This window comes from Pseudomonas brassicacearum (assembly GCF_003732225.1).
GTDB classification, from domain to species: domain Bacteria; phylum Pseudomonadota; class Gammaproteobacteria; order Pseudomonadales; family Pseudomonadaceae; genus Aquipseudomonas; species Aquipseudomonas brassicacearum_E.
The window spans coordinates 17232-43367 of the sequence record NZ_MOBJ01000010.1 but is presented as its reverse complement, the minus strand read 5'-3'; the positions used below and the strand labels follow the sequence as shown (position 1 = coordinate 43367).

Sequence of the window (26136 nt, the reverse complement as noted above, 5' to 3'; positions counted from 1 at the left end):
ACGAATGCTCATCAATTTTCCAGATGTACATATGGCGTGTTGCTGATAAAAATATTTAGCCAATGCCACTCCCACTGAGGCATAGCAATATCAAATGTTTCTTCTTTTTTGTTGAAGTACAACCAATAGACACCGACAGACTTATCGTCTTCAAATAAGCGCATATCCAGCAACTGGGTCGAATAGAGCGGCGTCCGATACGCTTTTTCTGGGCGCTCTCTATCAATAACCCTAAGGTAAGCCATCCCCCCCAAGCCCAAAATCCCACCAACCGGTACATTCTGTAAAATGTAGCGGCCGGAAGTGTCGATACTTGTAACATTCGCTGGAAAGTTGCAAATTTTATTAACAACAACAACTAGCAGAGCAACCAGAACAACCAGCACCATTGCGCCACGAAACATTGCACTCTTGTGCTTTGCAAAAGCATCACCATTTACAAACATAACTTATTTACCACTCTCAATAATCGGTTCAACACTATACGGAGCGTTAGCGACGAAGCGATTTAGCCAGTACTCCCTCAGGTATTCAGAGTGAAAAATAAAAGACTTCCTTTCTATACTAAACTCGAGAAAAGATGTTCCGATCCGGCCCGAATCGAAGGTTTTTCTCATATCTGCTTCTTCAATTTCAAACAACGGGCTTCGGTATATTTTTCTTGGCTCATTCAAATCGGTCACCCGCAGAAACGCCAAATTTTCATCGAAGGGAAACAGCCGAAGCGGAACCCTCTCTACGACATACTGGCGCGTGGCACTTATCTTGACTACGTCAGGTGAACGCTGGGATAGCCCATCTACGAAAATGTAGGGAGCTATCCCAGCTGAAAGTAAAAATACAAAAATAGCAAAGCAAATCATTTTTAAACGCATGATCAGCTCGATATCACAATAGTGGTTGGCGCAATGGTCTCGTACTTAATATCAGACAGCACCCGGAAGTCTCCACCCTTGCCATGGCATTGCCGATACTCCACAAAATCACTATTTTGAATCAAATAGAAACGAGCGCCCTCCAACTCCTTGAACACCTCTGCCACGTCAGCTGGGTTCAACGCTCCCGTTTCCATCATTGCTGTTTGGTTGGAATTGATACTAATATTGCGCGCAACGGCTTCAGGTGGGATTACGGTACCATCAAAGTTCCAGAAGCCGAGCGGCTGACTAATGAAGTCAGAGCCATCTCCAAAGTCATAGCTATCTTCAACATAAAAACCAAGCCTCTTAACCTGAAACTCAATTTTTTTTGAGACAATAACAACGTCACCTTCTGATATAACTCTTAAATTAAAGTTAGCGAGCGCCCCTCTTAAATCGTCGAGTACGTCAATCCTCCACTGCCCCATCGTGACCGACACAGTATTACTGTAGCCAAAATCCTCAGCTTCGCGCGCACTACCAAATGCCAGTGGATGCTTACCATCGGGCTGATCTTTGAACTTCTTAAGTACCGCTGCGCGTATCTGCTTCTGCCCATTTGGGCTATTCCACATTGACTTTAAATAGTCATAGTCTTTTTTTACGCGCTCAAAAGTTAACAGCCAGCTCATCTTGACTATCGAGTCGTCGACGTACTCTTGGGGAATTTCCTTACCATGATTCTTGGTAACCTCATCCATGCCACCGTCCGGGGTAGGCCAAGGGTTGCCATTGAACCATCGACGCATCAGTGCGGCAGATGTCGGCCATTTCATCTTGTCCATAGCCGCCGGGATGTCTGAGATACCGAATTTGCGCTTAGCAATCGCACACTGGCCAGCCTTGTTACTCGCCGGAGTCATGTTTGCAGTCACTGCAGTGTTCGTCATCTCAACATCCTTGGAAAATAATTCCGACATCCCTTAGGCATGCCGACTACCTGGGCATCAATGCGGTGCTTACGCAATCGCGACCTTCGTTTGTTGCTCAATCACCAACTCAATGGCTTCCGCTGTAGCGGAGAAGACGCGCTGAGTCTTTCCATCCTTGTCTGTGACGCCATTGACGATCTTTCCTGAGGCGGTTTTCAGCGTGTACTCCACGCCAGCCAAAGGCTTCCCGGTGTCATGACAATTGATCACAAAATGCTCGTTAAACGGCCACTGAATCTCCACCGGCAATGGCGGAATAAACGGCGCCGGCGTATGCGAGTTCCCGATAATCACCGTCGAAGACCCAGCAGTAACTTTATTGCCATGGGTCCCTACGGAGTCCACGGTCGCCGCCGGTTTGCCGTTGATCAAAACGGTACTCGCCACCCCGCCGGAGATCGCGCTGCCACAGGCCGAGACATCGTCCAGGCGGGCGGCCGCGAGGCCGTCGAAGAACACGTCGCCGGAAGCCGAGACGATCGGGTTGGTGCCGTGGCCGGGGAGCGGGCAAGCAGTAGGGTCGGTGACGCGGGCTGCAGGTTTACCGGACATCGTCGTCTCCTTAGTTGACCTTGACTTGACCGCTGCCATCCAGGCGCGCGGCAAAACTGACCTGACGCTTGAAACCTTCAACTTCCAGCAGGCCTTCGATGCTGAAGGTCAGCCTGAGTTGATCGTTGTCTCGCGGCAGGGAAACGACACGCACGTTGGTGAGGCGTGGCTCGTAGGCTTCGATGAAGCGTTCGATGGCCAGGCGGGCCTGACTCAGGGAGTCATGCAGGCTCAGGCGCATGTCGTTGAGATCGGGTAGCCCGTAATCGGACAGCGTTTGCACGCTGCCCGCACGGGTGCTGAGCATCTTGGCCAGATGGGCAGCCACCGACGCCACGGCGGAGACCTCGCGGCTCCAGCCGACGCGTTTATCCGCGTCGCCACCCAGGCGTTCGAAAAGGCTGCCGTATCCAGTCATGAGTTAGCTCCGCTTACTCTTTGTCCAGCTTGCCAACCAGCGACAGGGTGAAATCGGCACCCATGTACTTGAAGTGCGGACGCACGTTCAGGCTGACGCGGTACCAGCCAGGCTCGCCTTCAACATCGCTGACGATGATCTGGGCAGCACGCAGCGGACGACGGCCACGGACTTCGGCGCTCGGGTTTTCCTGGTCGGCGACGTACTGGCGGATCCACTTGTTGAGTTCCAGCTCGAGGTCGGTGCGTTCTTTCCACGAACCGAGTTGCTCGCGCTGCAGCACTTTCAAGTAGTGAGCCAGGCGGTTGACGATCATCATGTACGGCAGTTGGGTGCCGAGCTTGTAGTTCAGTTCTGCAGCCTTGCCTTCAGCGCTGATGCCGAAGAACTTCGGCTTCTGCACCGAGCTTGCGGAGAAGAACGCGGCGTTGTCGCTGCCTTTGCGCATGGTCAGGGAGATGAAGCCTTCCTCGGCCAGCTCGTATTCGCGACGGTCGGACACCAGCACTTCGGTCGGAATCTTGGTTTCGATTTCGCCCATGCTTTCGAAGTGGTGCAACGGCAGGTCTTCAACCGCGCCACCGCTTTGCGGGCCGATGATGTTCGGGCACCAGCGGAATTTGGCGAAGCTGTCGGTCAGCTTGGTGCCGAACGCGTAGGCGGTGTTGCCCCACAGGTAGTGCTCGTGGCTGTTGGCGACGGTTTCTTTGTACACAAACGATTTCACCGGGTTTTCTTCCGGATCGTACGGGTTGCGCAGCAGGAAACGCGGAACGGTCAGGCCGATGTAACGCGAGTCTTCGGACTGACGGAAGCTCTGCCATTTGGCGAATTGCGGGCCTTCGAAGTGATCTTTCAGATCCTTCAGGTCCGGCAGGCCGGTGAAGCTTTCCAGGCCGAAGAATTTCGGGCCGGCAGCCGCGATGAACGGCGCGTGGGACATGCACGCAACGCTCGACACGTACTGCATCAGCTTCACGTCTGGCGAGCTTGGCGACATGAAGTAGTTGGCGATGATCGCGCCTACCGGCTGACCACCGAACTGGCCGTATTCAGCGGTGTAGATGTGCTTGTACAGGCCAGCCTGCATCACTTCCGGCGAATCTTCGAAGTCGTCCAGCAGGTCTTGCTTGGAGACGTTGAGGATTTCGATCTTGATGTTTTCGCGGAAGTTGGTGCGGTCGACCAGCAACTGCAGACCACGCCACGCCGATTCCAGCGACTGGAAGTCCGGGTGGTGGAGGATTTCGTCCATCTGACGGCTGAGCTTGGCATCGATCTCGGCGATCATGCGGTCGACCATGGCCTTCTTGACCGGCTCACCGCTATTCTGCGGCTTGAGCAGTTCTTCGATGAACGCCGACACGCCACGCTTGGCGATGTCGTAGGCTTCGTCGTCCGGGGTCAGACGGGTTTCGGCGATGATGCTGTCGAGAATGCTGTATTCGCCGTTCTCGTTACTTTTCTGCTGCGCTGCACTGGTGCTCATATGTGTTGGCTTCCTTGGCTGATGGGGGCTCAGACGTCTTGGGGCGCGGCGTCCTGGGCTGCGGCGTTCAGGCCCAGCTCACCCAGTACGCGACCGCGCGATTCGTCGTCGGCGAGAACGCCTTCGATGGCTTTGCGGAAGGCAGGTGCGTTACCCAGCGGGCCTTTGAGGGCCACCAGTGCGTCACGCAGTTCCATCAGTTTTTTCAGCTCAGGCACTTGCTCGACCAGGCTGGCCGGGTTGAAGTCCTTCATCGAATTGACGCGCAGTTTCACCGCCAGCTCTTCGGTGTCGCCCTCTTCCTGAAGACGGTTCGGCACGCTCAGCGTCAGCTGCAGTTCTTGCTTGGCGAGGACTTCGTCGAAGGTCATCTTGTCGATGCTGATCGGCTTGCGATCTTCAACTTTGCGCTCGTCCGCGCGGTGGGTGTAGTCACCGATTGCCAGTAGTTTCAGCGGCAGTTCAATCTCTTCCTGAGCACCGCCGGTGGCGGGTTTGAAGGTGACGTTGATGCGTTCCTTGGGGGCTACCGAGCCTTCTTTGGCCATGGCTTTTCTCCTTGCGGTTGTGGCCCTGGGGCCTATTCGAGTACCACTTCGAGATCGAGGTGGCACAGCCTGCGATAAATCTCTTCCTTGCGTTCTCGCACTGCGTGGTTCTGCGGCAACAACTCACAGCAGCTATGCAGGAGGTGCAGCACTTCCAGCGCAAGATCAGGCTCCCAGGCGTGCAAGCCTGAGTTCTGTAATTCTGAATCGAGGGTTTCGAGTTGGGTCTTGGCCAGTTCGTATTTCTTGGCCAGGAAGCACAGCCGCGCCAGGCTGAACTGCCAGAAGAACCGCACGCGCCCACCGTGGGCAGCTTGCAGGCCTTGCTTGAGAATCTGCACCGCGGCCTTGAGGCCGTCCTTGCGCAGCACCGGCAAGACTTCTTCGAGCGCCAGTTCCCAGGCCGGTTGGCTGCTGCTGACTTCGACCTTGCGCGGCGCGCTGGCGGTTTGCAGATGGGGCATCACGTTGGCGCTGATCCAGGCGCGAGTGGCCGGATCAGCGAACGGCGCGCCATCGTGGTAACGCAATTCGACGATGCCCGGCAGGCGCTGAATCAACAACGCGAAGTGGATTTCCACTTCGCGCATGGCCAGGTCGGCGTGCAACCCCTGCAAACATTCCCAGACCAGCCGCTGGCCATCGAACCAGAACGGCGCCTTGGCCAGGCTGGCTTCAAGCTCCACCAACAAGTCGGCGAATTGCCCCTGGTCGAAACGGTCCTGGTAGATTTTCAGTTTGTCGGCTGGCAGCCCACGCAACGCGGTGATTTGCTCGGCGTTGCGTTCGGGGACGGCGTCGATCGGCAACCACAACAGCGTGCGATTCAGGCGCAGGGCACGCAGGTCGGTGGCTTTCTGTTTCAGCCACCAGGCGCACAGCGGACGCGCATTTTCCTGCTGCGCGCGCAGGGCCTTGTGGGCTTCTTTTTCGTTGTCGATCGGCGCGCCGGGGGTGAACAACTGGGTCGCGGCCTGTTTGACCTGAGCCACCACCGCGCCGACAGCGCCGGGCTCCGGCTGGTTGTCGGCGGCGCGCTGGACCATGTTTTTCAGGCGGCGGGAGATCGGCAGCAGCAGCGGCGCGTCGTCGCCCAAGTGCGCGGTGCAGGCGGCATCGAGGCCTTCGAGGTGCTCAACCAAACGGCGGAATAGCGGCAGTTGCTCTTTGATCGCAACGTTTTCGTTCAGCACCTGCTCGAGACGCGGCACCAACCAACTGATGGCGGCGGAGCGTGTACGGGCCTTGTTCGGGTGAATCTCGGCCCAGTGGTTTTCACACAGATGGTGCAGCAGGCCGAGGCCGGCGAGCAGGCCCTGAAAGGATTCGCGCTGATACAACGCCCAGGTCAGCCAGGCGCCGACCCGCAAATCCTTGGATTGGGTTCGCAGCAGCGCTTCACTGTTTTCGCGGATTTTCAGCCAGTCGATCTGACCGCTTTCATGCATGGATTGGGCTTTGCCCAACTCGCTTTCCAATGCCTCATATTCGCTCGAAAAGCGAACATCCTCGCCCGCAAAATTCTCTTTGGAAACAGAGCTTTTGGCGAGTTCAAGGTAATGAGCAGAAAGTTTGCTTGAGTAGGACATCCCTGGCCTTTAGATAGTATTACGGTCTGTACGCCTTCCGGAGTTTCGGGGCGTTGGACAGTATCAAGAGCATCGCGTAAGACTCATCCAATTGAGTACCGTGCTCTTTCAAGTGGTGCGCATCCTACTCACGATGATGGCCACTAGCAAGCATCGAATTAAACAACAAGACGAAGTGTTCCACGTAACGTGTAGGCAATCACCCTATATGCGACAGGGGATTCCCTGACACCAGACTTGACCTTTCCACCTTCGACCAGAATCCCCCGAAACCATTGAGCCAGAGCGGTCAATCAACCATGATTATCATCACTGAGGAATTCATATCCTGACGCTGACGCCAGCATGACAAAAATAGAAAATGAAAAATGTAGGAGTATTCTGAAAGTTACAGCCATCCATGAACAAAGCGATGACTGAAAAAAAGCATATTAAAAATGCCATCAAAATGATGGCACCTTCATATGTCACCAATCCCCGGATGTGTACTTGGCTCGGCCCAAAACTTCATTACCTCACCCCTGAACAAAAAATGTCGAAAGTCCTTCGCACATCGCCGCCGCAAAAAAAACTGAAATAATCAAACTTCGGACCACGCGTCAGCCCCCCTTCCGACACCAATCCTTTTGCTGAGGATAAGCACATGTTCGCCGGCCAAGGTTTCGAACTTTGATCCCGTTTATTCACACGATTTTAAAGGGCGAGCCTTTGAAGGAATTGAAGCCATCAGCATTTTGTATTCGATCCAGGGGTTGAACTGGATAGCGAATACCCTGATTTCAAGGCGGAGCATTTGTTCAGCCGATACGCCGCGGAACCTGGCCGACGTTATGGAAGCAGAATGGCAGATGACGTGCAGTTGCCAGAGGAAACGAGCGCTGAATCACTTGCAAGCGCAGGAGATGGCGGCGCATGGCGCCAAGTACAGATCATTCCCACGCAACACGTGGGAATGATCAAAGCCCTACAAAAACTCAATCAAACGTTCGGGCAAGGTACCGGTGCCCAGTCGCCCAGGTCAGGGTTTTTGCACATGCTGTTGACCTGAGTGGCGCCTGCGCTGGCGACTTGCTTGCTTTCGGCCTGTTTGGCTTGTGCGGTCTGCAGGGTTTTCTCGGTGGTGACTGCTTCTTTCGGCACGGTTGGCAGCACCGGTTTTTTCGCCGCTTTCACTGCTTTTTTGCCCTTGGTCGGGGTCACGACCGGTGTGGTATCGGCGGTCGCCACGGTGACCACGTCGGTGCGCTGCACGCCGACTTGCTGCAGGTCTTTTTCGTAGGCCTGGGTGTAGTTGTTCAGGTCTTCGCTGGCTTTACCGTTCACCGCGACGATCAGGTCGTTGGACTCTTTGAGGCCAGAAACAATTTCTGCCAGGCGCTTGCGGCCCTCGATATCGTTGACGGTTTTGGCTTTGCGGTCAGCGACCAGTTTGGTGAACGCGCTCTGATAGCACTGCTGGGACGCCTTGGCGTACGCGGTGCTGCGGTCGATGTCGGCGGCGCTTTTGTTGACGTCGGAGGCGTAGGACGCGATGCGCTGGTTGTCATCGGCGATCTGCTTCTGGCGCTCGTTGTAGTAACCGACCGCGCCGCCCGCCAGGGCACCGCCCGCTGCACCGATGGCGGCATTGCGGCCACGGTTCTCGGAATCGGTCAGGGCGCCCAACAGTGCACCGCCGACAGCGCCGACAGCCGCGCCGGTAACCACCGACTTGGTCATGTTCGAATCGGTGGCGCGCAGGTGCTGCACCGGCTGGTAGCAGTTCGGGTAGTACTCGACCTTGGTGCTCGAGGCAACCTTGGAAGTCGGTGACGTGGCGCATCCAGTCAGTACAGTGCTGAAGCCGACGGCAATCAGCAGCAAATGACGCTTGGAAACTGAGGCAAAAGGTTTACGAGAGGAAAGCATAGTGATGTTCTCTTTTAAGGTTTGACCCGCTCAGCACAGCCCACCGCCGTCTGAGTCCCTTCCAAAGCTCGCTGTACTACAAACGATCAAGACCGCTGATCGTTCGATGCGAGCAATTCCTTCAATATCGCCGCCGGGTCGGCTCGTCGTTGCTGACGATAATCACCGACATGGCGAACGAATAACGTCGCGCGCGCCACCAGGCTTTTGCCCAGTACCGGCTTGCGCTCCAACTCTTCCTTGATGCGTTGAAACTGCGCCTGGATCACGACATCGGTGTAACGCGTGCCAGTCGCCAGGTTGTCGATGTAGATCGCCACCGCGCCATCCAGCGCGCTGCGGCCGTTGTCGATAGCCATAGCGAACAGCTTGGCGCTGGCCTCGTCCTTGGCGTCCACGGCCTGCTGACGACTCTTGTGCAGATTGGTCAGGCGAATGTTGTAGTTGTTGATGGTCTCGGCCACCAGGGCCGCCGACTGGATCAGGTTGCCGGCCGCCTCTTCGCGCTGTTGGGCGATGAGCGAGACGTTGCGCTTGAGCTCTTCGTTGACCAACCCCAACTCGGCTTGCAGACGCGGATCGACGCTGGCGGCAATGATGCTGTCCAGGCGTTTGGTCGGGTCCTGGGCGTCGTCGATGGCATCGGTCAGCGAAGCCAGCCGGCCTTCTTTCTGCCATTGGGCAAACAGTTCCTTGTAGCGCGAACGGGGCGCCGACAACGCGCCAATCGCGACCCGGAAGCCGGTGGTTTCGTTGTTTTGCTCGGTGCCGTCGGCGGCGAACAGCGGATACTCGCGACGCATCCCGGTGAACAAGGTGCCCTCGCCTTCCAGGTAATTGCCGCCCTTGACCACGAAGCCGCCATAGGTGCCCTGGCGGCGTCCGGCATGCACGAGCTGGAAGGACTCCTGGACCATCTCGGCGGCGTTGCCGATCACATCGAACAAGCCGATGGGGTTGGGCAGTTTGGTACCGATCGGCATCAGCCGCGCAGCCTGGCCGGTGCCTCCGGCAACCTGATTGAAGACCGCCCAGTCCGCCAGTGGCCCATCGCTTTCGCTGCCGTCCAGACGCCGGGGAAACAGACGCCCTTCCAGGTCCTGACGGCTGACGGCTTGCCCGCCACGGGCAGCGAATTCCCATTCGACCTCGGTTGGCAAGCGCACAAAACCCAGCCCGCCCTCTTCTGCCGAGGTGCCGCGACCGCTCACCGGCAGCAGGTCCTTGTGGTATTTCATCAGCCAGGCGCTGTACACCGCCGAGAAGCGTTCGGCCTCGAATCGCGACAGTTTCACCTTGGGCAAACGCCCGGCCATTCCTTGGGGAAGCTCGGCTTGCAGGGCTTCGCAGGCCGGCGCCGGCTCGCCGCTAGCCAACGATTGTGCCTGGGCCATGACCTGCGCGTATTGGCGAGCGGTGACTTCGTATTTGCCGATGAAATAGAACATCGGTTTGAGCGGAGTGTTGGCGTCGGTCTTGGGCATCAATGGGGTGATGCTTTTGCTCCAGTCCTTGGGCAGATCTTTAAGGGTGAACTGGCCATTGATGAAGTCCCGGCGATAGCCGGATATGAACGACTGCTGATAACCGGCCTCGCCTTCGCTGAACGGGTAGCCGAGGCTGATCTCGCGATCGTCCAGACTGCCCTGGGCCAGGATGTAGACGTAACGGAACACCATCTGCCCTTCGCACGGCAGCGGCAGGCTGACGTCATCGGGCAACGGCTTGGGGTTGTCCAGTTTGTCGGTGCCTTCATCAGCCCAGACCATGCCGGCCAGACTCAGCGCCATGGCGGCGCCCAGTAACTTATACATCTCGGATTCCTTCACACGCCTGGATACGCGCTACTCGCCAGCCACCACAGACCGCCGCCACGGCGCTGACGCCGAATACTGCCGCCAGGGCCAACGCGTAGTGACGCGCCAGCAGATGGCTGGCGTACTCACCCGGCATCTGCACAAATAGATGGTTCAGGCCCGATTGCGCCAGGCCATACAGCCCGGCGCTCAACAGGGCGGCAAAGCCGGCGCTGTACAGTGCCTGTATCACCACAAATAACAGCAACGCCGCCGTGGAAAATCCCAGCAGACGCAACACCGACAACTCTCGACGCTTACGCTCGACCGCCGCCAGCGCCCCGGCAAAAATCGCCGCGAACGCTCCCGCCAAGGCCAATCCGGCGATGATCCAGAACACGATCGACAGGTTGCGGCTCAGCGATTGCACCTGGGCGATGGCCTGGGCCTGGGTCGAAACCAGCAGGTTCTGCGCAGCGAAATACTGGCGCAACGTCTCGACATCATTGAGGTTGCGGGCGTACAGGCGAAACGCCGGATACACCCGCTGCTCCGTCACGCCCACCGCAACACCTGGCCAACCAAACACAGGCACGGCGCGGCCGTCCCGGTAATCTTCAGCCGCTTCCAGTAACGTCAATGGCGCGAACAACCCTTCCCGGGCGAAGGCTTCCAGCGGCAGCACGTGCAGCACCTGGACACGAATGCGCTGCGCCTCGCCACGCCCGGCCACCTGCCGACCGAAACTGGCCTGCAGCCAATCACCAGCCTTGACCCCGAGTTTTTCGGCGGCGGTCTGGCTCAGCAGCACCTGATCCAGCCCTTGAGGCATCGGCAGACTGCCAAGCAAGGGATCGTTGGCGGCGGTGGGGATCATTTCGACGGTCACCGTCGAAACGTCAGCGGTCAGATCCGCCGTCGCGGCAATCTGCCGGGTGCGTGGCAAGGCGAACGCCACGTCACTGCGCCGGCTCAACTGTTCGATAAACACGGCACTGAATCGGCCGCCACCCAAGGGAATGATTTCCCGGGTGGCCGGGTCGTTTTCCAGGCGCTCGGTCAAACTGCTGACCAGGCCGAATTTCAAGCCGAACAGCACCAGCAGCGGCGCGACCACCGCCACCAGCGCCAGTACCGAACAGGCCGACAGCCACGCATTGTTGCGGTAATCCTGCCAAGCCAGGGAAGCCATCAGCGCGCCACGCATCAGCAAGCCTCCCCAAGGGTGGCGGTGACGCCGCCATCGACGTCGCGATGACAACTGATGCGTCGCACCTGCAAACCGCTGGCGCGGGCCAGTGCCTCGTCGTGGGTGGCAACGACGCAGCACACGCTGTGTTCACGAGCCTGGGTCACCAGTAACTGCATCACACGTTCCGCGTTGAGCGGATCGAGGGCAGCGGTCGGTTCATCGGCCAACAACAGGCGCGGCCCATGTGCCAGGGCGCGGGCGCAACTCACCCGCTGCCGTTGGCCAACGGACAAGTCGCACGGTCTTTTGCCCAATTGATCAGTGATATCCAACGCCCCGGCCAGACGATCCACGCTGCCGTCGTCTTTCAAGCCGAGCAGTTGGCGCGACAGGTCGATGTTGCCGCGCACGTCCAGAAAATCCAGCAGGCCACCGGTTTGCAGCACGTAGCCCAAGTGCCGGCTGCGCAGGTCCGCCAAGGCGCTTTGCGCATCTGCGCGCCACAGCCCGGCAATGTCCGTCGTGGTTTGGCCGGACGCAAAATCAAACTGCCCGGCCTGGTCCGGAGCCAGCACCAGCGCCAACAAATCGAGCAACGTGCTTTTGCCGCAACCACTGGGACCGACCACCGCCAGTTGTTCACCGGCACGCAGTTGCAGCCGTGGAATCACCAGGCTGTAGCGCTGGCTGCCGGCGCCCCGGCTTTTGTGCACCGCGCTCATGTTCAGCATCACGGCAGCGTCGACAACGGAACGCGGTACAAGGCATCACCCGGTTCGGCATCGCCGAAACGCACCCAGTTGGCCAAGTCGTTATGGAAGGTTTCGTAGAGGCGGATTTTCGAGTCCAGTTCGTCGATAAAGTCCTCCTGCTCGGCCACGCTCAGGGAAAGCCACAAATCCTGGGTCATGTTCAACGACTTGCTGCGGTAGGGCAGCCCTTCCAGGTACTCACCCAGAACCCCGCCGTCGGCCAGGTTGCCACCCTTGCGCAAGGCTGAGGGGTCGCGGCTCATGTAGGCACTGGCGCTGGCGATTTCCTGGAAGAAATTCTTCGGCGAGGTCTGGGTCTTGCGGGCGGCGTCGACGATCAGTTTCAGCGATTGCTGCAAGTCGTTGAGCTGCAGCTTGGTCAGCATCACGCACACCTGGAACGCCGGCAGTGCCGGGTTGGTCAGGTCACGATCGGCGGTCCAGGCGCTGACCAGTTGTGGCGCCTGGCTGGCGGCTTTACGCCCCAGGAAGTCCATGTGCATCGCGTAGCCGACGGCTGCCGATTTGTCGGTCAGGCTCGGCGCGGCGCTCAGCAGCGGCACGGTTTGCGGCGTGTTATTGCGCACCTGATGCACCAGGTCGGCAAACACCGAACCGATCTCGTCCACCCGCTCACCCAACTTGCGCACATCGGCGCCCGGTACCGGAATGTACAGATCGCCGATCTGCGGGTTGGCGTCGGCCGTCAGGGTGCGATATTGGCTTTGCGCACCGGCGTGGGTTTTCTTGCCAGCGTCGCTGAGCAAGTGCAAGGCGTAGATTTTGATCTGCTTGCCTAGCGCAGCCTGACGTACTTCGGCCTCGTTCATTTGTGTGGAGGCATACGGGTCGTTCTTGCGCAGGGCGCCAGCATCGGTGACCAACAGAATCAAGCGCCCACCATAACCGGACCAATCCATGCCCTCGACCGCTTCCATCACACCGGCAAACGCATCTTCGTTGAACGAATGGCTCGAGACCGTGGTCGCCTTGACCTGCCGCGCCAAGTCCATGAAGCGCTGTGGGTCGCGACCCTGTTCCAGGGTGATCAAGGTTTTAGCGACGTATTCCAGGCCCGGGGTTTTCTTGATGCTGTTGCGAAACCCCACCAGGCCGAAGCTGACACTGTCCAGCTCGCCGCGCTCGGCGATGTGGGTTTGCAGTTGGTGTACCACGTCGCGGACCTGATCGATGTAGGGCTGCATGGACACGGTGGTGTCGACGACCAACACCACGGCGGTGCGAAACGCGTCGGCATTGGCGGCACTGATCGGGGTGTTGCCGGCAGTGGTCTTCGGTGCATTGCCGGGGTCGATGGACGCCACGTTCAGCAACTGCACCGGCTGGCCGTTTTCATCGAAGCTCTCGCGCGAATCGAAGATCGGCAACAGGTAGAACTGGTTTTGCGGCACCGCGCTGGCGGCCGGTTCCAGGGCCAGCACTTGCTGATTGTCTTCGCGATTCTGCTGGGCCTTGAGCAACAGGTTTTTTGCAGCCTGCGGATCGGCCAGCAACCGCTCTACTTCACCGGGCTGACGCAGGAACATCACCGGCGCACGGCCAGAACGCTCGGTGAATTTGAGCACCAGGCTTTGCTTCCAGTCGCTGACTTGCTCGGCCGACAACCAGCCATCACTGCGCCCGTCGGTGGCGGTGCCAACGCGCAGCCACGGGCTGCCGGCAACCTCTTTGCGCTGATAGACGTAAAGCACGGAAAACGCCGGCAAAGCCTTGCCAGGTGTGGCCCCCGGTTCACCGGCGAGTTTGGCCCCCGGCTTGCTGAGCACTCGCTGGAACAAAGTTTTTTTGCCGGCCATCAAAAGCGGACGCTGACCGTCATCGACTTGTGTCACCACAGGGGTCTTTACGGGTGGCTCTGGTGCAACCACTGCCGGTGTCGTGTTGACCGGTGGCACTGAAACAACCGGCGTCCTGGCATCCGCTTCAACGTCACCAGACAACCACCAATAACCCACGCCGCCCAAGGCCAGTACTACGGCTACCGCGACGGCGGCGAGTGCGAATACCGGCCCCTTTCGTTGTTCCGGGAGCGTGGATTGCGGCGTCGGCTTCATAGCCGGCGCAACAGGCCTGGATCGAGATTGTTGCTCGGGGCTGGTCGGTATATTGATGGACACCGGCGTCAGTCCCGCCAGGTCATTGCCCGCTGGAATTGGCAACGGCCGGATCGTTGTCGCTTCAACCGATTCGCGCGGCAGATTATCCAGCGCCTGCAACAGCGCTTTTGCATTCGGGAAACGCTCGGCCGGATCCTTGGCCAACAGCTTGCGCAGCACCTCTTGATAACGGCCGTGGTGCACCGGCAGCTCCGGCAACGGTTCGGTCAAATGCGCCAGGGCCGTGGAGAGCGCGTCGTTGCCGGTATACGGCAGTTTGCCGACAAGGATTTCGTAGAGCACCACGCCCAGGGCATACAGATCGGCCCGACCGTCAATGTCCTGGCCGCGCGCCTGTTCCGGGCTCATGTAGCTGGGCGTGCCGACGGCGAAACCGGCCTGGGTGAATTGGGTGCGGTCGTCCAGGGACTTGGCGATGCCGAAGTCCGAGAGCACCGCCGTGCCATCGGCGCGGAACAGAATGTTCGCCGGTTTGACATCGCGATGAACCAGCCCCAGCCCATGGGCATAACCCAGGGCCGAGGCGATCTGGCGGATGTAGATCAGGCCCTGCTCCGGCGTCAGGCCGGCGGCGATGCGCTCCTTGAGCGTACCGTTGGGCAGGTACTCCATGGCCATGTAATACAGCTCACCGACATTGCCGATGTCATGGATGGTGACCGTATGCGGGTGAGACAGGCGCGCCAGAGTCTTGCCTTCGCGCAGGAAACGCTCGCAGAAACTCGGGTCGGCTGCCAGCGCGGCGGCCATGACCTTCAACGCCACCTTGCGCTCCAGCGAGCGCTGGGTCGCCAGGTAAACACTGGCCATGGCGCCTTCGCCGATTTCACCGTCGATGTCGTAGCCAGGGATCAACATGTTCGCAGTGAGGTTCATGCAGGCACCTTCACGACGATGATCGTGATGTTGTCCGGAGCGCCGCGCATCAGGCCCAGAGACACCAGGCTGCTGGCGATTTCCCCAGGCTCGTCGTGGCTCAGCACCTCGCGGATCTCATGATCTTCAACGGTCTTGTTCAGCCCGTCGCTGCACAACAGGTAACTGTCGCCGGGCTTCAACAGCAGCTCGACCATCGCCAGCTCCAGCTGTGCCTGTACCCCGATGGCGCGGGTGACAATATTGGACCGCGGGTGTACCCGGGCTTCGGCTTCACTGAGCAAGCCGCTGTCTTGCAGATCCTGGACGTAACTGTGGTCTCGCGAGATGCGTTTGAGCCGGCCGTCACGCAGGCGATACAAGCGGCTGTCGCCCGCCCACAGGCACACCCCGCGCAAATCACGAGCCGCCAGCACCGCCACCGTGCTGCCCATCATGGTCACGCTGCGGTTGGCAGTTTCTTCACGCACGGCGGCGTTGACCCGCAGCAGATCGGTTTTCAGCGCCGCGGCGTACTCATCCAGCGAACGGCCCACGGCAATGCTACGCAGACTGTCGACAATCAGACTGCTGACGTAGTCGCCCGCCGCGTGCCCGCCCATGCCATCGGCGACCACCCACAGGCCTTTTTGCGGCATGTCCAGGCAAGCGTCTTCGTTAACCTGGCGGACCATGCCGACATGACTTTTGCTTGCAGACTTGAAGATCTTTCCAACGCTTGCACACATCTACACAACACCTTCTTGGCCGAGCAAAAATTGCGCAAAATCAGCGGCGGCCGGCAAGCCCTGGCACCGCAATAAACCGGGCGCGATGCGCTCCGAACCCTGGCCCCACCACACACTGGCCCCTTCGCAGGCCTGTTCGGCGAGGGCGGTCATTCGCGCCTGCGGATCGGTGACATCAAAGCGGTGCAGACCGGCAAAACGGCTGCTCGGGGTGCGCCGCAGGTACGCCGGGCTACCCAGCGTCTCCAGCCCTGCACCGAAGGCTTCGAAGCTCGCCTCCACGCTCAAGGTGCTCAACATCAATTGCTCGACCTGTTCAAACCAGGCATCCGAACCGCCGACCACCGATGCCGGATCGGCGTCGTGTTCCAGCAGCACCGCGACGGTCAGCGGAAAATATCGGCCAACCCGATCGACACTCGGCATCACCACCCCCACGACGGCCTGCGGCCCACACACACCGGGCGCGACCATAAAACGCCACAACGGACTGACCAGATAGGCATTCAGCCAACGGTCGCCGAGGCTTTGGCTGGCGAGCAAACCCGCCGCAAGCCATGAATCCCAGGGGCCGATAAAACTCTGCGGCAAGCCACGGCTGACAAAGTCCCCGCGACTGGCCAACTTTCCATAGAAACCCGGAGTGCTCATAACCGCTCCGGCAGGCTGAAACCACTGAGCACACGGCTCTTGAACGGGTTGAAGGCGCTGTTGGCCCGCAGCTCGTAAGAGGCGCTGGCGCCGTCGACCCGCAGCCGCAGGTTGAAGCGATCCGGCGAGTTGCCGGCGGTCAGGTCCGATTGCTCGAGCAGGCGGAACCAGGCCCAGGGACCGTCCAGGGTGATGCCGGATCGACCACTGGCCGTGGGCGGCATGATCGAGATCCGCACCACGCCGATGCTGCCAGCGTTGGGCCATTGCATGGCGGTCGGACGGCTCGGGCCGTGGTCGTAGCTCAATTGCTGACCATCGAGGTCAAGTAAAAACTGGGTGATGCTGGCGTCCATCGCCACTGGTTTGAGTTCGAAGCGCACCATCGGCTGGGTGCCGCCGGAACGGAAAAATGCATCCCGGATGGTCGCTGCCCGCTGGAAGGTCTGCAGCACGCCCGGGGCGATGCCGAGCTTCTGCGCGGCGCCCGGTTGCCAGCGCCAGGCCTGGGTCGAGGTATCCACATACGGCTGCAGGTACTTGCGGAAGTAGTTGTCCATCACCCCGCCCACGCCGAAGAACTGGCCGAAGTCGTCGAGAGTCGCGTCTCGCGCACTGCCTGGCGACATCGGATAACGCCCGGCCAGGGACTGACGATAGATGTTCACCACTTCGCTGGTCCAGGCCGCGTTCAGTTGATTGCGTACCCCGCCCATCATGCTATTGGTGGTGGAGTTGACCACCGACTTGACCAGGCCCTGCACCAACGCCGGTTGACGCTCGGCGTTGAGGCTGACCCGTGTCGCGGCCGCTGCGGCCTGGTTCTTGGCTTCGCCAAGCAAGGCGTCGCCGCTGGCGCCGACCATGGCGCTGACCTGCACATACAGGGCGTTCATGTCGGCCAACAGGCCATCGATGGCCGCCGGCTCGCCTTCGTTCTTGCTGACGATGCGGTTGAGTTCGGCAAAATGCGCGGTGATTGGATCGTCACTGGCCTCAGGTGTGTTTTGCGTCGCCTGCTCCTGGCCGAGCAAGGTGCCCAGGCGCTCCTTGAGCTTGTCGACCCCGCCCTCCACCGGCGCGCCCTTGGCGGCCAGCAGGCGTTCTTCCTGTTGCAGGTCGGTTTCCTTCGCCACCGCCACCAGCAGTTTTTTCAACGGTGAAGTCGGCCCGGAAATCACCCGCAGCACATCGGCGGCCTGGGCCACGCCGGTAATCGGCACGAAGTCGATATCAGCCAGCAAGGCGTCCCACTGGCGCTGGTAATCCTGGAAATACAGGCGACGCACGTCGGCGGCCAGGCTGGCGACGTTCTGCTGTTCTGCCTGGTCGTGACCGAGCACCCACTGCTCCTCAGCCAGGGTGCCGGTCTGGTTCAGGCTGGTGAGCAAAAACCCTTGGCGATAACCCTTGGCGGTGAAGAAGCCGCTCAAGGGGTCGCCCAACGGCTTGCCGCTCTTGCGGCTGAACACCAGCGCCGCATCGCGTCCGGCCGCTTCGTTGAGACGAAAGTCCGGGATGCCGTCCGGCAGTTGCTGCCGTTTGATCCGGTCGTAGACACGCTGGGCCACCGGCAGTTGTTGCAACTGCCGGCGCAAATCGTCGATCAGGCTTGGGTCGAGACGTGCGGTGGGTGGATGGCGTTCGAACAGCGCCTGCAAGTGTTCCCCGAGGGCTACGCGCTGCTCGGCCGGCAAGTCGCGCGGCAGGCTGCGGTCCCAGTCCAGGGCGATCCATGCCTTGATGAAGTCAGCATCGTAATGCTCGCTGTCGGCGAGCATTAGGTAGGCCTTCAAGCCTTCGTAAAGGAAGTCCGAATTGCCGCCGCCGTGCAGTTGCTCTTCGATACGCGTGAGCAAGCGCGGCGCGAAGACCGCGATCAACAGCTTTCGATAGACACTGCCGGACTCGGCTTCAAGCATGTAGCCCTGATACAGACCCAGGCCTTCGGCCCAGTTCGGCGCATCATCGGCCAAGTGCTTCACTGCGTTGAGCAAGGGCAACACTGCGAGCACGTCCCTCTGTGCCGGGCTGAGGTTCTGCACGGCCTGGCCCAGGGGCACGACTTTCTGATCGACTTGCGCGATATACGCCTGATTAGCGCGGTAGCTGACCCACCACAAGGTCCCGACCACCAGCACCAAGGCCACGGTCGAGGCCAGCACGCCCTGGGCGATCCACTTGCGTCGGCGTTCGACTTTCGGGTTGACCCCCACCAGCCCTCGCTCGGCAAAGGCCACGGCAGTGAAGAGTCTTTCGATGAAGTAACTGCGCCCGGTGCCGGTCTGGCGCGCCAGGTGCTGGCGGTCCAGGTTCATGCTCTGGGCCATAGAGCCGATCAGCCGGTCAATCGGACTGCCTTCCTGAGTGCCGCTGGTGAAATACACCCCGCGCAACAGCACTCGCTCTTCAAAGGCGTTGGGTTTAAACACACCCTCAAGGAAGCTTTGCAGGCAATCCTTCAACGCGCCGAACTGCTGTGGAAAACCGTAGATCAGATCGCGTCGCGCCGGGTCGCGTTCCTGCTGCAAACGCTCCACCAGTCGATCGTTCAAGCGTTGCTCCAAACCGGCGAATTCGCTTTGCAGATGGGCCAGCGGGCTGTCATTGCTTTTGCCGTCATCCAGAGCGAAGGTCATGCCCCAGACCTGGGCTCGCTCTTCTTTGCTCAGGGTGTCGAAATACTCCATGAACCCAGGCACCAGATCGAGTTTGGTCAGCATCAGGTAGATCGGGAAGCGCACGCCCAATTGGGTATACAGCTCCTGAATGCGCAGGCGTATCGCAGCGGCATGGGCGGCGCGTTCGGCGTCGCTGCCCAGCAACAGGTCGGAGAGGCTGATAGCGATAAATGCACCATCGATCGGGCGACGGGCCCGCTGTTTTTTCAACAGACCCAGAAAGCCCAGCCAGGCGGCCTTGTCGACTGTCGCGTCGCTGTCCTGAGTGGTGTAGCGGCCTGCGGTGTCGAGCATCACGGCCTGGTCGGTAAACCACCAATCACAATTGCGCGTACCGCCGACGCCGCGCACCGCACCTGCGCCCAACTGCGCAGCCAACGGAAAATGCAGACCGGAGTTGACCAGCGCCGTGGTCTTGCCCGAACCCGGCGGGCCGATGATCACGTACCACGGCAATTCGTAGAGATTGCGTCGCTCGTCGCCGCCCAGCTTGGCTTTCTTCAATAGCGCCAGGGCTTCGTCCATACGTTGACGCAGGATTTCGAGCTCTTCGGCCGTAGCGATGCTGGTCGGGTCCGGCGGGGTTTGCGCCGCCAGGCTACGCATGACTTCGGCGGCCTGACGGCGGGCCTGGATGATGCGAAACAGCCGGTAGGCGATCCACACCGCGAACAGCAGAATGATCAGCGCCCAGCGCCGGCCTTCGGGCACCAGGAATTCGAGCAGCGGCCCGACAAACCAGATGATCAGGCTCAGGGCGATCAGCCCCAGCAACGGAATGACCCAGCGGGTGATAAAACTGAAAAACGCCTTCACTCGACTCCCTCCGCCAACACTGTGATTTCGACCCGACGATTGCGTGCGCGCCCCTCGGTCGTAGCGTTCGAGGCCAACGGCTCGGTGTCACTGCGGCCTTCGGCGCTGAAGCGCTCGGGCTGGCCGGTCTTGGCCGAAAGGATTTGCAGCACCGAAGTGGCCCGCGCCTCGGACAAAGCCCAGTTCGATGGAAACCTGAGGGTGGCAATCGGGCGATTGTCGCTGTGGCCGGTCACGCGGACCTGGCCCTTGACCTTGCGCAGGGCATCGGCGATGCGCAGCATCAATGGCTGAAAGTTGTCGATGATGCTGGCGCTGCCCGAGGCGAACAGTTCATCGCCACGGATGGTCACCACTGAACGGTCAACGGCGTCTTCCACCGAGACCCGCCCGGCCTTGATTTCATCGGCAAGGAAGCCTGCCAGGCGAGGACGCTCGATCAGTTTCGGTTGCACCACCGGACGGTCGATGGCCTGCACCGGGATTTCGCCCAGCGCATGGATGTTTTTAAACACCGGCTCGGCATCGGCGGCCAGTTTCAAGCGCAGGCCGAACAACAGGGCCAGCAGCAACGCCACACCGATGGCCACCGCGATCCATGGCGGCATGAATTGCGCCAGCCGGTCGCGCGCCACGGTAACGCCGCGCCAATGGGGCGACAGTTCACGCTCGTATTCGCCACGGGCGCTGCGGATGACCGCACTGGTGCGCTCACGCAAGGCATCCAGTTGGCTGCGACCGTCATTTATGACCCGATAACGCCCTTCGAAACCCAGGCACATGCACAGGTACAACAGCTCCAACAGATACAAACGTTCGCGGGGGCTTTGCAGGCAATGTTCCAATAGCTGGAACACCTTCTCGCCGCCCCAGGCCTCGTTATGCACGGTGATCAGCAGGCTCTGCTTGCCCCAGTCGCCGGTGCCGCCCCACGGCGTACTCAACACCGCTTCATCCAGGGCGGTGCACAATGCGTAGCGGGCCAGCAACACATCGTTGCGCACCACACCGGCGGCCTCGGCGCGTTCCTCGAACTGGCGCAGGTAGGCCAGTAATTGCGCCCGCAGGCTCGCCGGTGCCGGGTGGGCAATGGTGTTGCGCAAGCGGGTCAGCAAAGCCAGCAGCGGACCCGCGGCGCTCTCCAGGGGGTTGAGACCTTCGGCTTTGCCGGTCAACACCGGCGCGGCCGGCATCGAAAGCGGCGCGGGCTGGGCGCGACCAGGGTCCGGGCGGGCCGGTTCGGCGCCACGGCCACCGGGTGTCGGCATGAACTGGGTACGATCGTCGTTATTCATCGCGGTTTATCCTCGGATCGCCCAGAAAGCCAGGTTCAGCCCCGGGAACTGACCCGCGATGTGGAACGCAAAACCGCCGGAGTTGGCCAGTTGTTGCCAATGCTCGCTGCCCCGGTCGAGTTCGTAATAGGTGGAACCGGCGTGATACGGAATCTGCCGTGGCGCCACAGGCATTGGCAGCAGGCCGATGCCCGGCAATTGCAGGTTGACCATATCGCGAATGTGCTCCACCGAGCCGATTTTGCTCTGCTGGCCGAAGCGGCTGCGCAGGGTCTCGGCAGGCACATCGGCGCGCACCACCAGGATAAAACTGGCACTGTCGAGCAGGGTTTTGTCAGCCAGCATGGCCACATGAATACCGTAGGCTTTTTCGACAATCGGAATCGGCGTGGCCTTGCTGTCGATCAGCATTGACAGCGCCTCACGCAGGGCTTGCATCACCGGCGCAAAACTCAGCGCGAGGTCATCATGCTGGTACTGCGGGAATTCCTGCGGTCGCCGCCCGGAAGCGGTAAAGGTCGAGAATTCCCCGGCCAGGCTCACCAACTCGCTGTAGAACCGCTCGGGATGCAACGGGCTCAAGTGGCTCAAGTGCTGGATCAGCGGCTGGGCACGGTTGACCAGTTGCAGCAGCATGAAATCGGCAATCTCCGAGGCACCGCCGGCACCGGACGCCACCACCCGCCCGGCGAGCGCTTCGCCGCGCTGATGAAGCAGGCCCAGTAGCTCGTTGCGAAACGCGGCCAAGGGCGTGGAGGCGACCACATCCAGCAGCGGCGGGATGTAAGTGTCGTCGAGCACCAAGGCACGGTCGGCGCGTTTCTCCTTGATTCGCACCAGGCCGATCGCCGCGTAGTCGCTGATGCCGTCCCGGGCGATCAATAATCGCAGCGCCCTCGATCCCACGGCCACCGGGGCCTGGTTTTCGAACGGCGCGTTGTCGTCCCGCACTTCGCGCACCTGACTCACATAGCGCGCAGCGCCCAGGGCCTCGCCCTCGTCAACGGTGTCACGCGCGCCGGCGCGCTTGAGCGGCAAGGCCAGGTACACCAAACCATCGCGCAGGTTGTCATCGACATTCAGCGGGCTCGGCGCCAGGTCATCCTGGGGAATGTTGAATGGCGTGCCGTCTGGCAACAGGCCCCGCGCCGAGATGATCGCCAGTTTGCCCTGGGCCAGCAGGCCCTGGTCGATCAGCAATTCAGAAAATCCCCAGGCCCCAGCCGACAATGGGCGACTCCGGGCGTCGATGAGGTTCTCCAGGTAACGGTCATGCTGCTGGAAGTGCTGCGTTCCAATGAACATACCTTCCGACCAGACCACGCGATTGTTCCAGGACATGGGGGCTCCGATTGCTTATTGGGCAGGGCTGGATGGGGGAACAACGACGGCGCTGCGCACGGCGCGCACATCGAGGCTGATCTGGTATTCGGTGTATTGGCGCGGCGGAACATTCATCACCGTGCGCCACTGCGCCTGATCCAGTTCGCGATACCCCACCAGCACGCCGATATGGCGAGTGGCCGGATCGAGGTCGCGCTGCAGGCTCAACTGCTGGCCGGGCTGGATCAGCACTTCGTCCTGGTCAATCAGATCCGCACCGAGCGTCGCCTGGGCTCGTTCGGCCAGTGCGAAATAATCGGAACGACCGAAGGTGGCGGCATTTTTCAATTCGAAAATGCGCACCCGGACCGGGGCCGGCTGGCCAGTGGCTCCGGGGTTGAGCCCGGCGATGGCGTGAAAGTGCAACTCGACGGCGGCCGTGTCGGCCTCAGCCTCTTCGGGTTGGGGTTTGGTGGCCTCCTTGGCACACGCGGTCAGCAGAAGCGCGGTGGCAACTGCGAGTAAAAACCTGGGAATCATCCTGCGTCCTCAATGACGTTTCAGCTATCCGTTGTTCCGTTCTTTGCTATGAATCGCGTTATGTGACAGCGGCGCTCAGCGGCGACCTTGTCTTGCACTGTGTTCTTCGTAGGCGCGGCTGAACTCCCGACCGAACAGGTCCTGGAAATCCTCCTGGGCCTCACGGGAAATATTGCTGTAGAGCTCGGTGAACTGCTGCCAGTACTGGGCCTGTCGTGAGCCATTGAAAATGCTCGACAGGCCACCGGGCTTGCCCATGCGCTCTTCCAGTTGTGCCGGCTCGAAACGCGCCAATAGGTGCTTGATCGCAGCTTCCACACCCGCCATCACCGCCAATTGGTGGGCGCGCAAGTCATCGAAGCTGTCGCGCACCGCCAGGTCCGGCGCCATGAACGCCTGATTGGTGTGGCGCAACAGCAACAGCAAGGCTTCATCGACGTTGGGAGCGAATTTCAGCGGGTTGTTTTCCACCGGCTGAATCATCGTCTGCTGAATGCGGAACTCGCCCTTGAGGCTGCTGCGGGCGCGCAAGACATCGATCAGGCCCTCGACCATCAGCCGATAACTGCGGCCGATGCTTTCCATCTGCGCTTCGGCCTGGGCCTTTTCCAGGCGCACTTGATCCAGCCCGGCGCCGCGCAGAAAGGCTTGCAACAGGTCGGGTTGAGAATGGCTGACCGGACTGACCGGGGGCTCAACGATAGCCACGGGCGGTTCGCGCAGGGGGGCCGGCTCGATCGGCACGCTGATTTGAGGTACGGGTGGCGGCGCAACTTCTGCAACAGGCAAGGGGGCAACCGCCAGCGGCGCAGGCTGGTCGCTGAACAGGTCCCAATCGTCCGGAATCAGTGGGGCCGACGCCAGCGGCGCAGGCTCTGTCATGGGCGTCGGCTTAGGGATCGGGGTCGGTGGACGGAAGTCGTGTTGCTCGACCGGGACATGGTCGGGCTGGGTGGCCGGCGGGATGCTGCTCGGTGCCAGAAAGTCGAACAAGTCCGGCAGCGTGTCCATGGCCGACACGCCCTGAAAATGTGCAGGGGGTGTCACGGGCAACGGGGTCGGTGTCTTCACGCCGGCGCCCTGGCGTCCCATCAAGGCATCGAAGCTGCTGGACGAATCGGCAAACGGGTTGCTGTCAGTCACAGGCAGATTGAAATCGATGCGCGCCTGGATTTCATAATCACCGATGCGGATAACTTCCCCATCTTGCAACGGCTCGCTGTTTCCCTTGCGCAGACGAATGCCGGCCTTGACTAACTCCACCCCATTAGTGCTGTTATCGGTTAAATAATACCGGCCATCTTTGTATTGAATAATGCAATGTTTTCCGGAGACCAAGCGCTCTGGATCGGGCAATACCCAGTCATTATCAGAATTACGGCCAATTGCCATCACGCCCTGATCCATGGATTTTTCAGAGCATTGACCAGGGGTAATTTTGTGATAACTAGTGATAGTCAAACACAGCGGCATCTTGCCTCCTTGCTGCACACTTTGCGCGCCGGCGAATGAGGGGATCAATCCCCGCGGAACTCGCCGACAAACCTTGCAAACAACCTCAAAAACGGCTTTTTACCAGCATGTTTGCTGATCTTAACCGGTTTACGTGACAAAAACCTGCGTCAGCACCTTCCTGGACCTACTGGTCGTGAGGGTTGTTAAGCACCTCACATCTGTCACACAGGAGAAATAGCTTACCTTGACAAGCCATAAGTACTACACCAAAAATGAACAACTTTCTTGAATAACAATGATGGCACTTTAAGATCACAGAGAATCCAAAGGGCCATTACGCACAAGGAAACATGCGAAGTTCCACTTGGAACTAACGTGTGAACTGCCCGACTCTGTCGCGGGCGATAGGGAGATCAAATTCAGTGGAAGTGCTTTCGCTGCTTACCGCCGTTTCCGCGACTTCACCTTGTGGCGAAGATCTGGAATACGACGCGGACTTTTTGCGCTTGGAACGCGATTCCCAAGGCCAGCCCGAGCGCAGCATGGGCGATTCGATATTGCCTGCCGAACCGCCTGAGTGGCGCAGCATCCAGCAGCAAAGCCTGGATTTGTTGCAACGTAGCAAAGACCTGCGTATCACCCATTTCCTTTTGCAAAGCTCCCTTGCCCTGGAGGGTGTCACCGGCCTGGCCCGCGTCCTGACGCTGATCAGCGAATTGCTCAAGCAATACTGGGCCGTCCTGCATCCACGACTGGATGCCGAAGACGACAACGATCCCACCGTGCGCATCAACGCCCTCGCCGGCCTGGCGTCCGATGCCACCATTCGACTACTGCGCGAAAGTATCCTGGCCCGTTCGCGAACCTTTGGCGCTGTCAGCCTGCGCGCGGCCGCCAACGCCAGCGGCCTGCAAAGCTTCCCTGACGAAAACCTCGGCGCCGAGCAGCTGGCCGGGGCGTTCCTCGACAGCGATCCCGAGCAGCTGGAAATTACCCGCGCCGCCTTGCACGAGGCCCGCAACGTCGCCGAGGCCATCGAGCAACACGTCAGCGAACAGGTCGGGTCCGCCCAGGGCGTTGACCTTGGCCCGTTGAAGCAACCGCTCAAAATGGCCCTGCAGATTCTCGGCCAGTTCGCCCCGCAGAAAGGCGATAGCCCCCTGCCCGACTCCATCAGCCACGACAGCGCCGCGCCGGTTGAATACACCACCGCACCGAGCGCACCGCGCAGCAGCGGCACCAACAGCGGTACCAGCAGCGGCGAAATCAATAACCGCGACGACGTGCTGCGCAGCCTGGACCGGATTCTTGCCTATTACACCCGTCATGAACCCTCCAGCCCTCTGCCGGTGCTGTTGAACCGGGCAAAGAATCTGGTGCACGCCGACTTTGCGGCGATCGTGCGCAATCTGATTCCCGACGGCATGAGCCAATTTGAAAACCTGCGCGGACCAGACAGCGAATAAAAGCGTACGGATCACGCAGTCACGTCACCGGCACCGCCGATGACGCCAACACCGTCGCTTGAGCGACCAGG

General features: G+C 60.1%; 22 protein-coding genes. 2 read left to right on the top strand and 20 right to left on the bottom strand.

Translation table 11 applies throughout. The annotated features are described in order from the left end of the window. Positions 1-11: 11 nt before the first annotated feature. From BK659_RS16795 to tssA (BK659_RS16760), 8 genes are all read right to left on the bottom strand, one after another. Positions 12-446 carry a hypothetical protein gene (locus tag BK659_RS16795; RefSeq protein WP_123426143.1) on the bottom strand — a complete coding sequence of 145 codons (435 nt, stop codon included), beginning with the start codon at positions 444-446 and terminating at the stop codon, positions 12-14. A gap of 3 nt (positions 447-449) precedes the next feature. Continuing rightward, a complete protein-coding gene (locus tag BK659_RS16790) occupies positions 450-875 on the bottom strand; it encodes a hypothetical protein (protein ID WP_123426142.1) in 426 nt (141 codons plus the stop codon). A 2-nt stretch (positions 876-877) separates the two neighbouring features. Continuing rightward, complete coding sequence (locus tag BK659_RS16785; RefSeq protein ID WP_123426141.1) at positions 878-1810, bottom strand: DUF6402 family protein; 933 nt, start codon at positions 1808-1810, stop codon at positions 878-880. Between the two features lie 69 nt (positions 1811-1879). After that, positions 1880-2404 (bottom strand): PAAR domain-containing protein, encoded by a 525-nt coding sequence (locus BK659_RS16780; RefSeq protein WP_123426140.1) that lies wholly within the window; start codon positions 2402-2404, stop codon positions 1880-1882. Positions 2405-2414: 10 nt separating this feature from the next. Then, positions 2415-2822, bottom strand: coding sequence for a type VI secretion system baseplate subunit TssE (gene tssE / locus BK659_RS16775; protein WP_123426139.1), 408 nt, complete (start codon positions 2820-2822; stop codon positions 2415-2417). Between the two features lie 13 nt (positions 2823-2835). Then, entirely contained in the window at positions 2836-4311 is a 1476-nt protein-coding gene (gene tssC / locus BK659_RS16770) for a type VI secretion system contractile sheath large subunit (RefSeq protein WP_123426138.1), read from the bottom strand. A 29-nt stretch (positions 4312-4340) separates the two neighbouring features. Next, entirely contained in the window at positions 4341-4859 is a 519-nt protein-coding gene (gene tssB / locus BK659_RS16765) for a type VI secretion system contractile sheath small subunit (protein ID WP_123426137.1), read from the bottom strand. A 32-nt stretch (positions 4860-4891) separates the two neighbouring features. After that, a complete protein-coding gene (gene tssA, locus BK659_RS16760) occupies positions 4892-6448 on the bottom strand; it encodes a type VI secretion system protein TssA (RefSeq protein WP_123426136.1) in 1557 nt (518 codons plus the stop codon). Positions 6449-6848: 400 nt separating this feature from the next. Here tssA (BK659_RS16760) and BK659_RS27775 point away from each other — a divergent pair, with 400 nt between their 5' ends. Then, positions 6849-7028, top strand: coding sequence for a hypothetical protein (locus BK659_RS27775; RefSeq protein WP_123426135.1), 180 nt, complete (start codon positions 6849-6851; stop codon positions 7026-7028). A gap of 398 nt (positions 7029-7426) precedes the next feature. Here BK659_RS27775 and tagQ read toward each other — a convergent pair whose 3' ends face one another. The 12 genes from tagQ to tagH all read right to left on the bottom strand — a co-directional run bounded on the left by tagQ (position 7427) and on the right by tagH (position 24617). Beyond that, entirely contained in the window at positions 7427-8356 is a 930-nt protein-coding gene (tagQ, locus tag BK659_RS16750) for a type VI secretion system-associated lipoprotein TagQ (RefSeq protein ID WP_123426134.1), read from the bottom strand. 86 nt (positions 8357-8442) lie between these two features. After that, positions 8443-10170: a formylglycine-generating enzyme family protein gene (locus tag BK659_RS16745; RefSeq protein WP_123426133.1), complete on the bottom strand. Its 1728-nt coding sequence runs from the start codon at positions 10168-10170 to the stop codon at positions 8443-8445. Continuing rightward, complete coding sequence (locus tag BK659_RS16740; RefSeq protein ID WP_123426132.1) at positions 10163-11359, bottom strand: ABC transporter permease; 1197 nt, start codon at positions 11357-11359, stop codon at positions 10163-10165. Before BK659_RS16740 ends, BK659_RS16745 begins: the two co-directional genes overlap by 8 nt. Continuing rightward, positions 11359-12075: an ABC transporter ATP-binding protein gene (locus BK659_RS16735; RefSeq protein WP_123426131.1), complete on the bottom strand. Its 717-nt coding sequence runs from the start codon at positions 12073-12075 to the stop codon at positions 11359-11361. Before BK659_RS16735 ends, BK659_RS16740 begins: the two co-directional genes overlap by 1 nt. Further along, complete coding sequence (locus BK659_RS16730) at positions 12075-15110, bottom strand: serine/threonine-protein kinase (protein ID WP_123426130.1); 3036 nt, start codon at positions 15108-15110, stop codon at positions 12075-12077. The genes BK659_RS16735 and BK659_RS16730 overlap by 1 nt, the downstream gene beginning before the upstream one ends. After that, complete coding sequence (locus BK659_RS16725) at positions 15107-15838, bottom strand: PP2C family protein-serine/threonine phosphatase (protein WP_185015403.1); 732 nt, start codon at positions 15836-15838, stop codon at positions 15107-15109. The genes BK659_RS16730 and BK659_RS16725 overlap by 4 nt, the downstream gene beginning before the upstream one ends. After that, positions 15839-16489, bottom strand: a complete 651-nt coding sequence (tagF, locus tag BK659_RS16720) for a type VI secretion system-associated protein TagF (protein WP_123426129.1) — start codon at positions 16487-16489, stop codon at positions 15839-15841. It abuts the gene before it with no gap. Next, the gene (gene tssM / locus BK659_RS16715) at positions 16486-19986 is read right to left on the bottom strand and encodes a type VI secretion system membrane subunit TssM (RefSeq protein ID WP_123426128.1); all 3501 of its coding nucleotides are present in this window, start codon (positions 19984-19986) and stop codon (positions 16486-16488) included. Before tssM ends, tagF begins: the two co-directional genes overlap by 4 nt. After that, positions 19983-21281 (bottom strand): DotU family type VI secretion system protein, encoded by a 1299-nt coding sequence (locus BK659_RS16710; protein ID WP_123426127.1) that lies wholly within the window; start codon positions 21279-21281, stop codon positions 19983-19985. The genes tssM and BK659_RS16710 overlap by 4 nt, the downstream gene beginning before the upstream one ends. Before the next feature lie 6 nt (positions 21282-21287). Beyond that, positions 21288-22622, bottom strand: a complete 1335-nt coding sequence (tssK, locus tag BK659_RS16705) for a type VI secretion system baseplate subunit TssK (RefSeq protein WP_123426126.1) — start codon at positions 22620-22622, stop codon at positions 21288-21290. A 15-nt stretch (positions 22623-22637) separates the two neighbouring features. Beyond that, entirely contained in the window at positions 22638-23144 is a 507-nt protein-coding gene (gene tssJ / locus BK659_RS16700) for a type VI secretion system lipoprotein TssJ (RefSeq protein ID WP_123426125.1), read from the bottom strand. A gap of 75 nt (positions 23145-23219) precedes the next feature. Then, on the bottom strand, positions 23220-24617 hold the full coding sequence (gene tagH / locus BK659_RS16695) for a type VI secretion system-associated FHA domain protein TagH (protein ID WP_123426124.1): 1398 nt from the start codon (positions 24615-24617) through the stop codon (positions 23220-23222). A 404-nt stretch (positions 24618-25021) separates the two neighbouring features. Between tagH and tssA (BK659_RS16690) the strand changes: the two genes are divergently transcribed. Beyond that, positions 25022-26065, top strand: a complete 1044-nt coding sequence (gene tssA, locus BK659_RS16690) for a type VI secretion system protein TssA (RefSeq protein ID WP_123426123.1) — start codon at positions 25022-25024, stop codon at positions 26063-26065. Positions 26066-26136 lie beyond the last annotated feature (71 nt).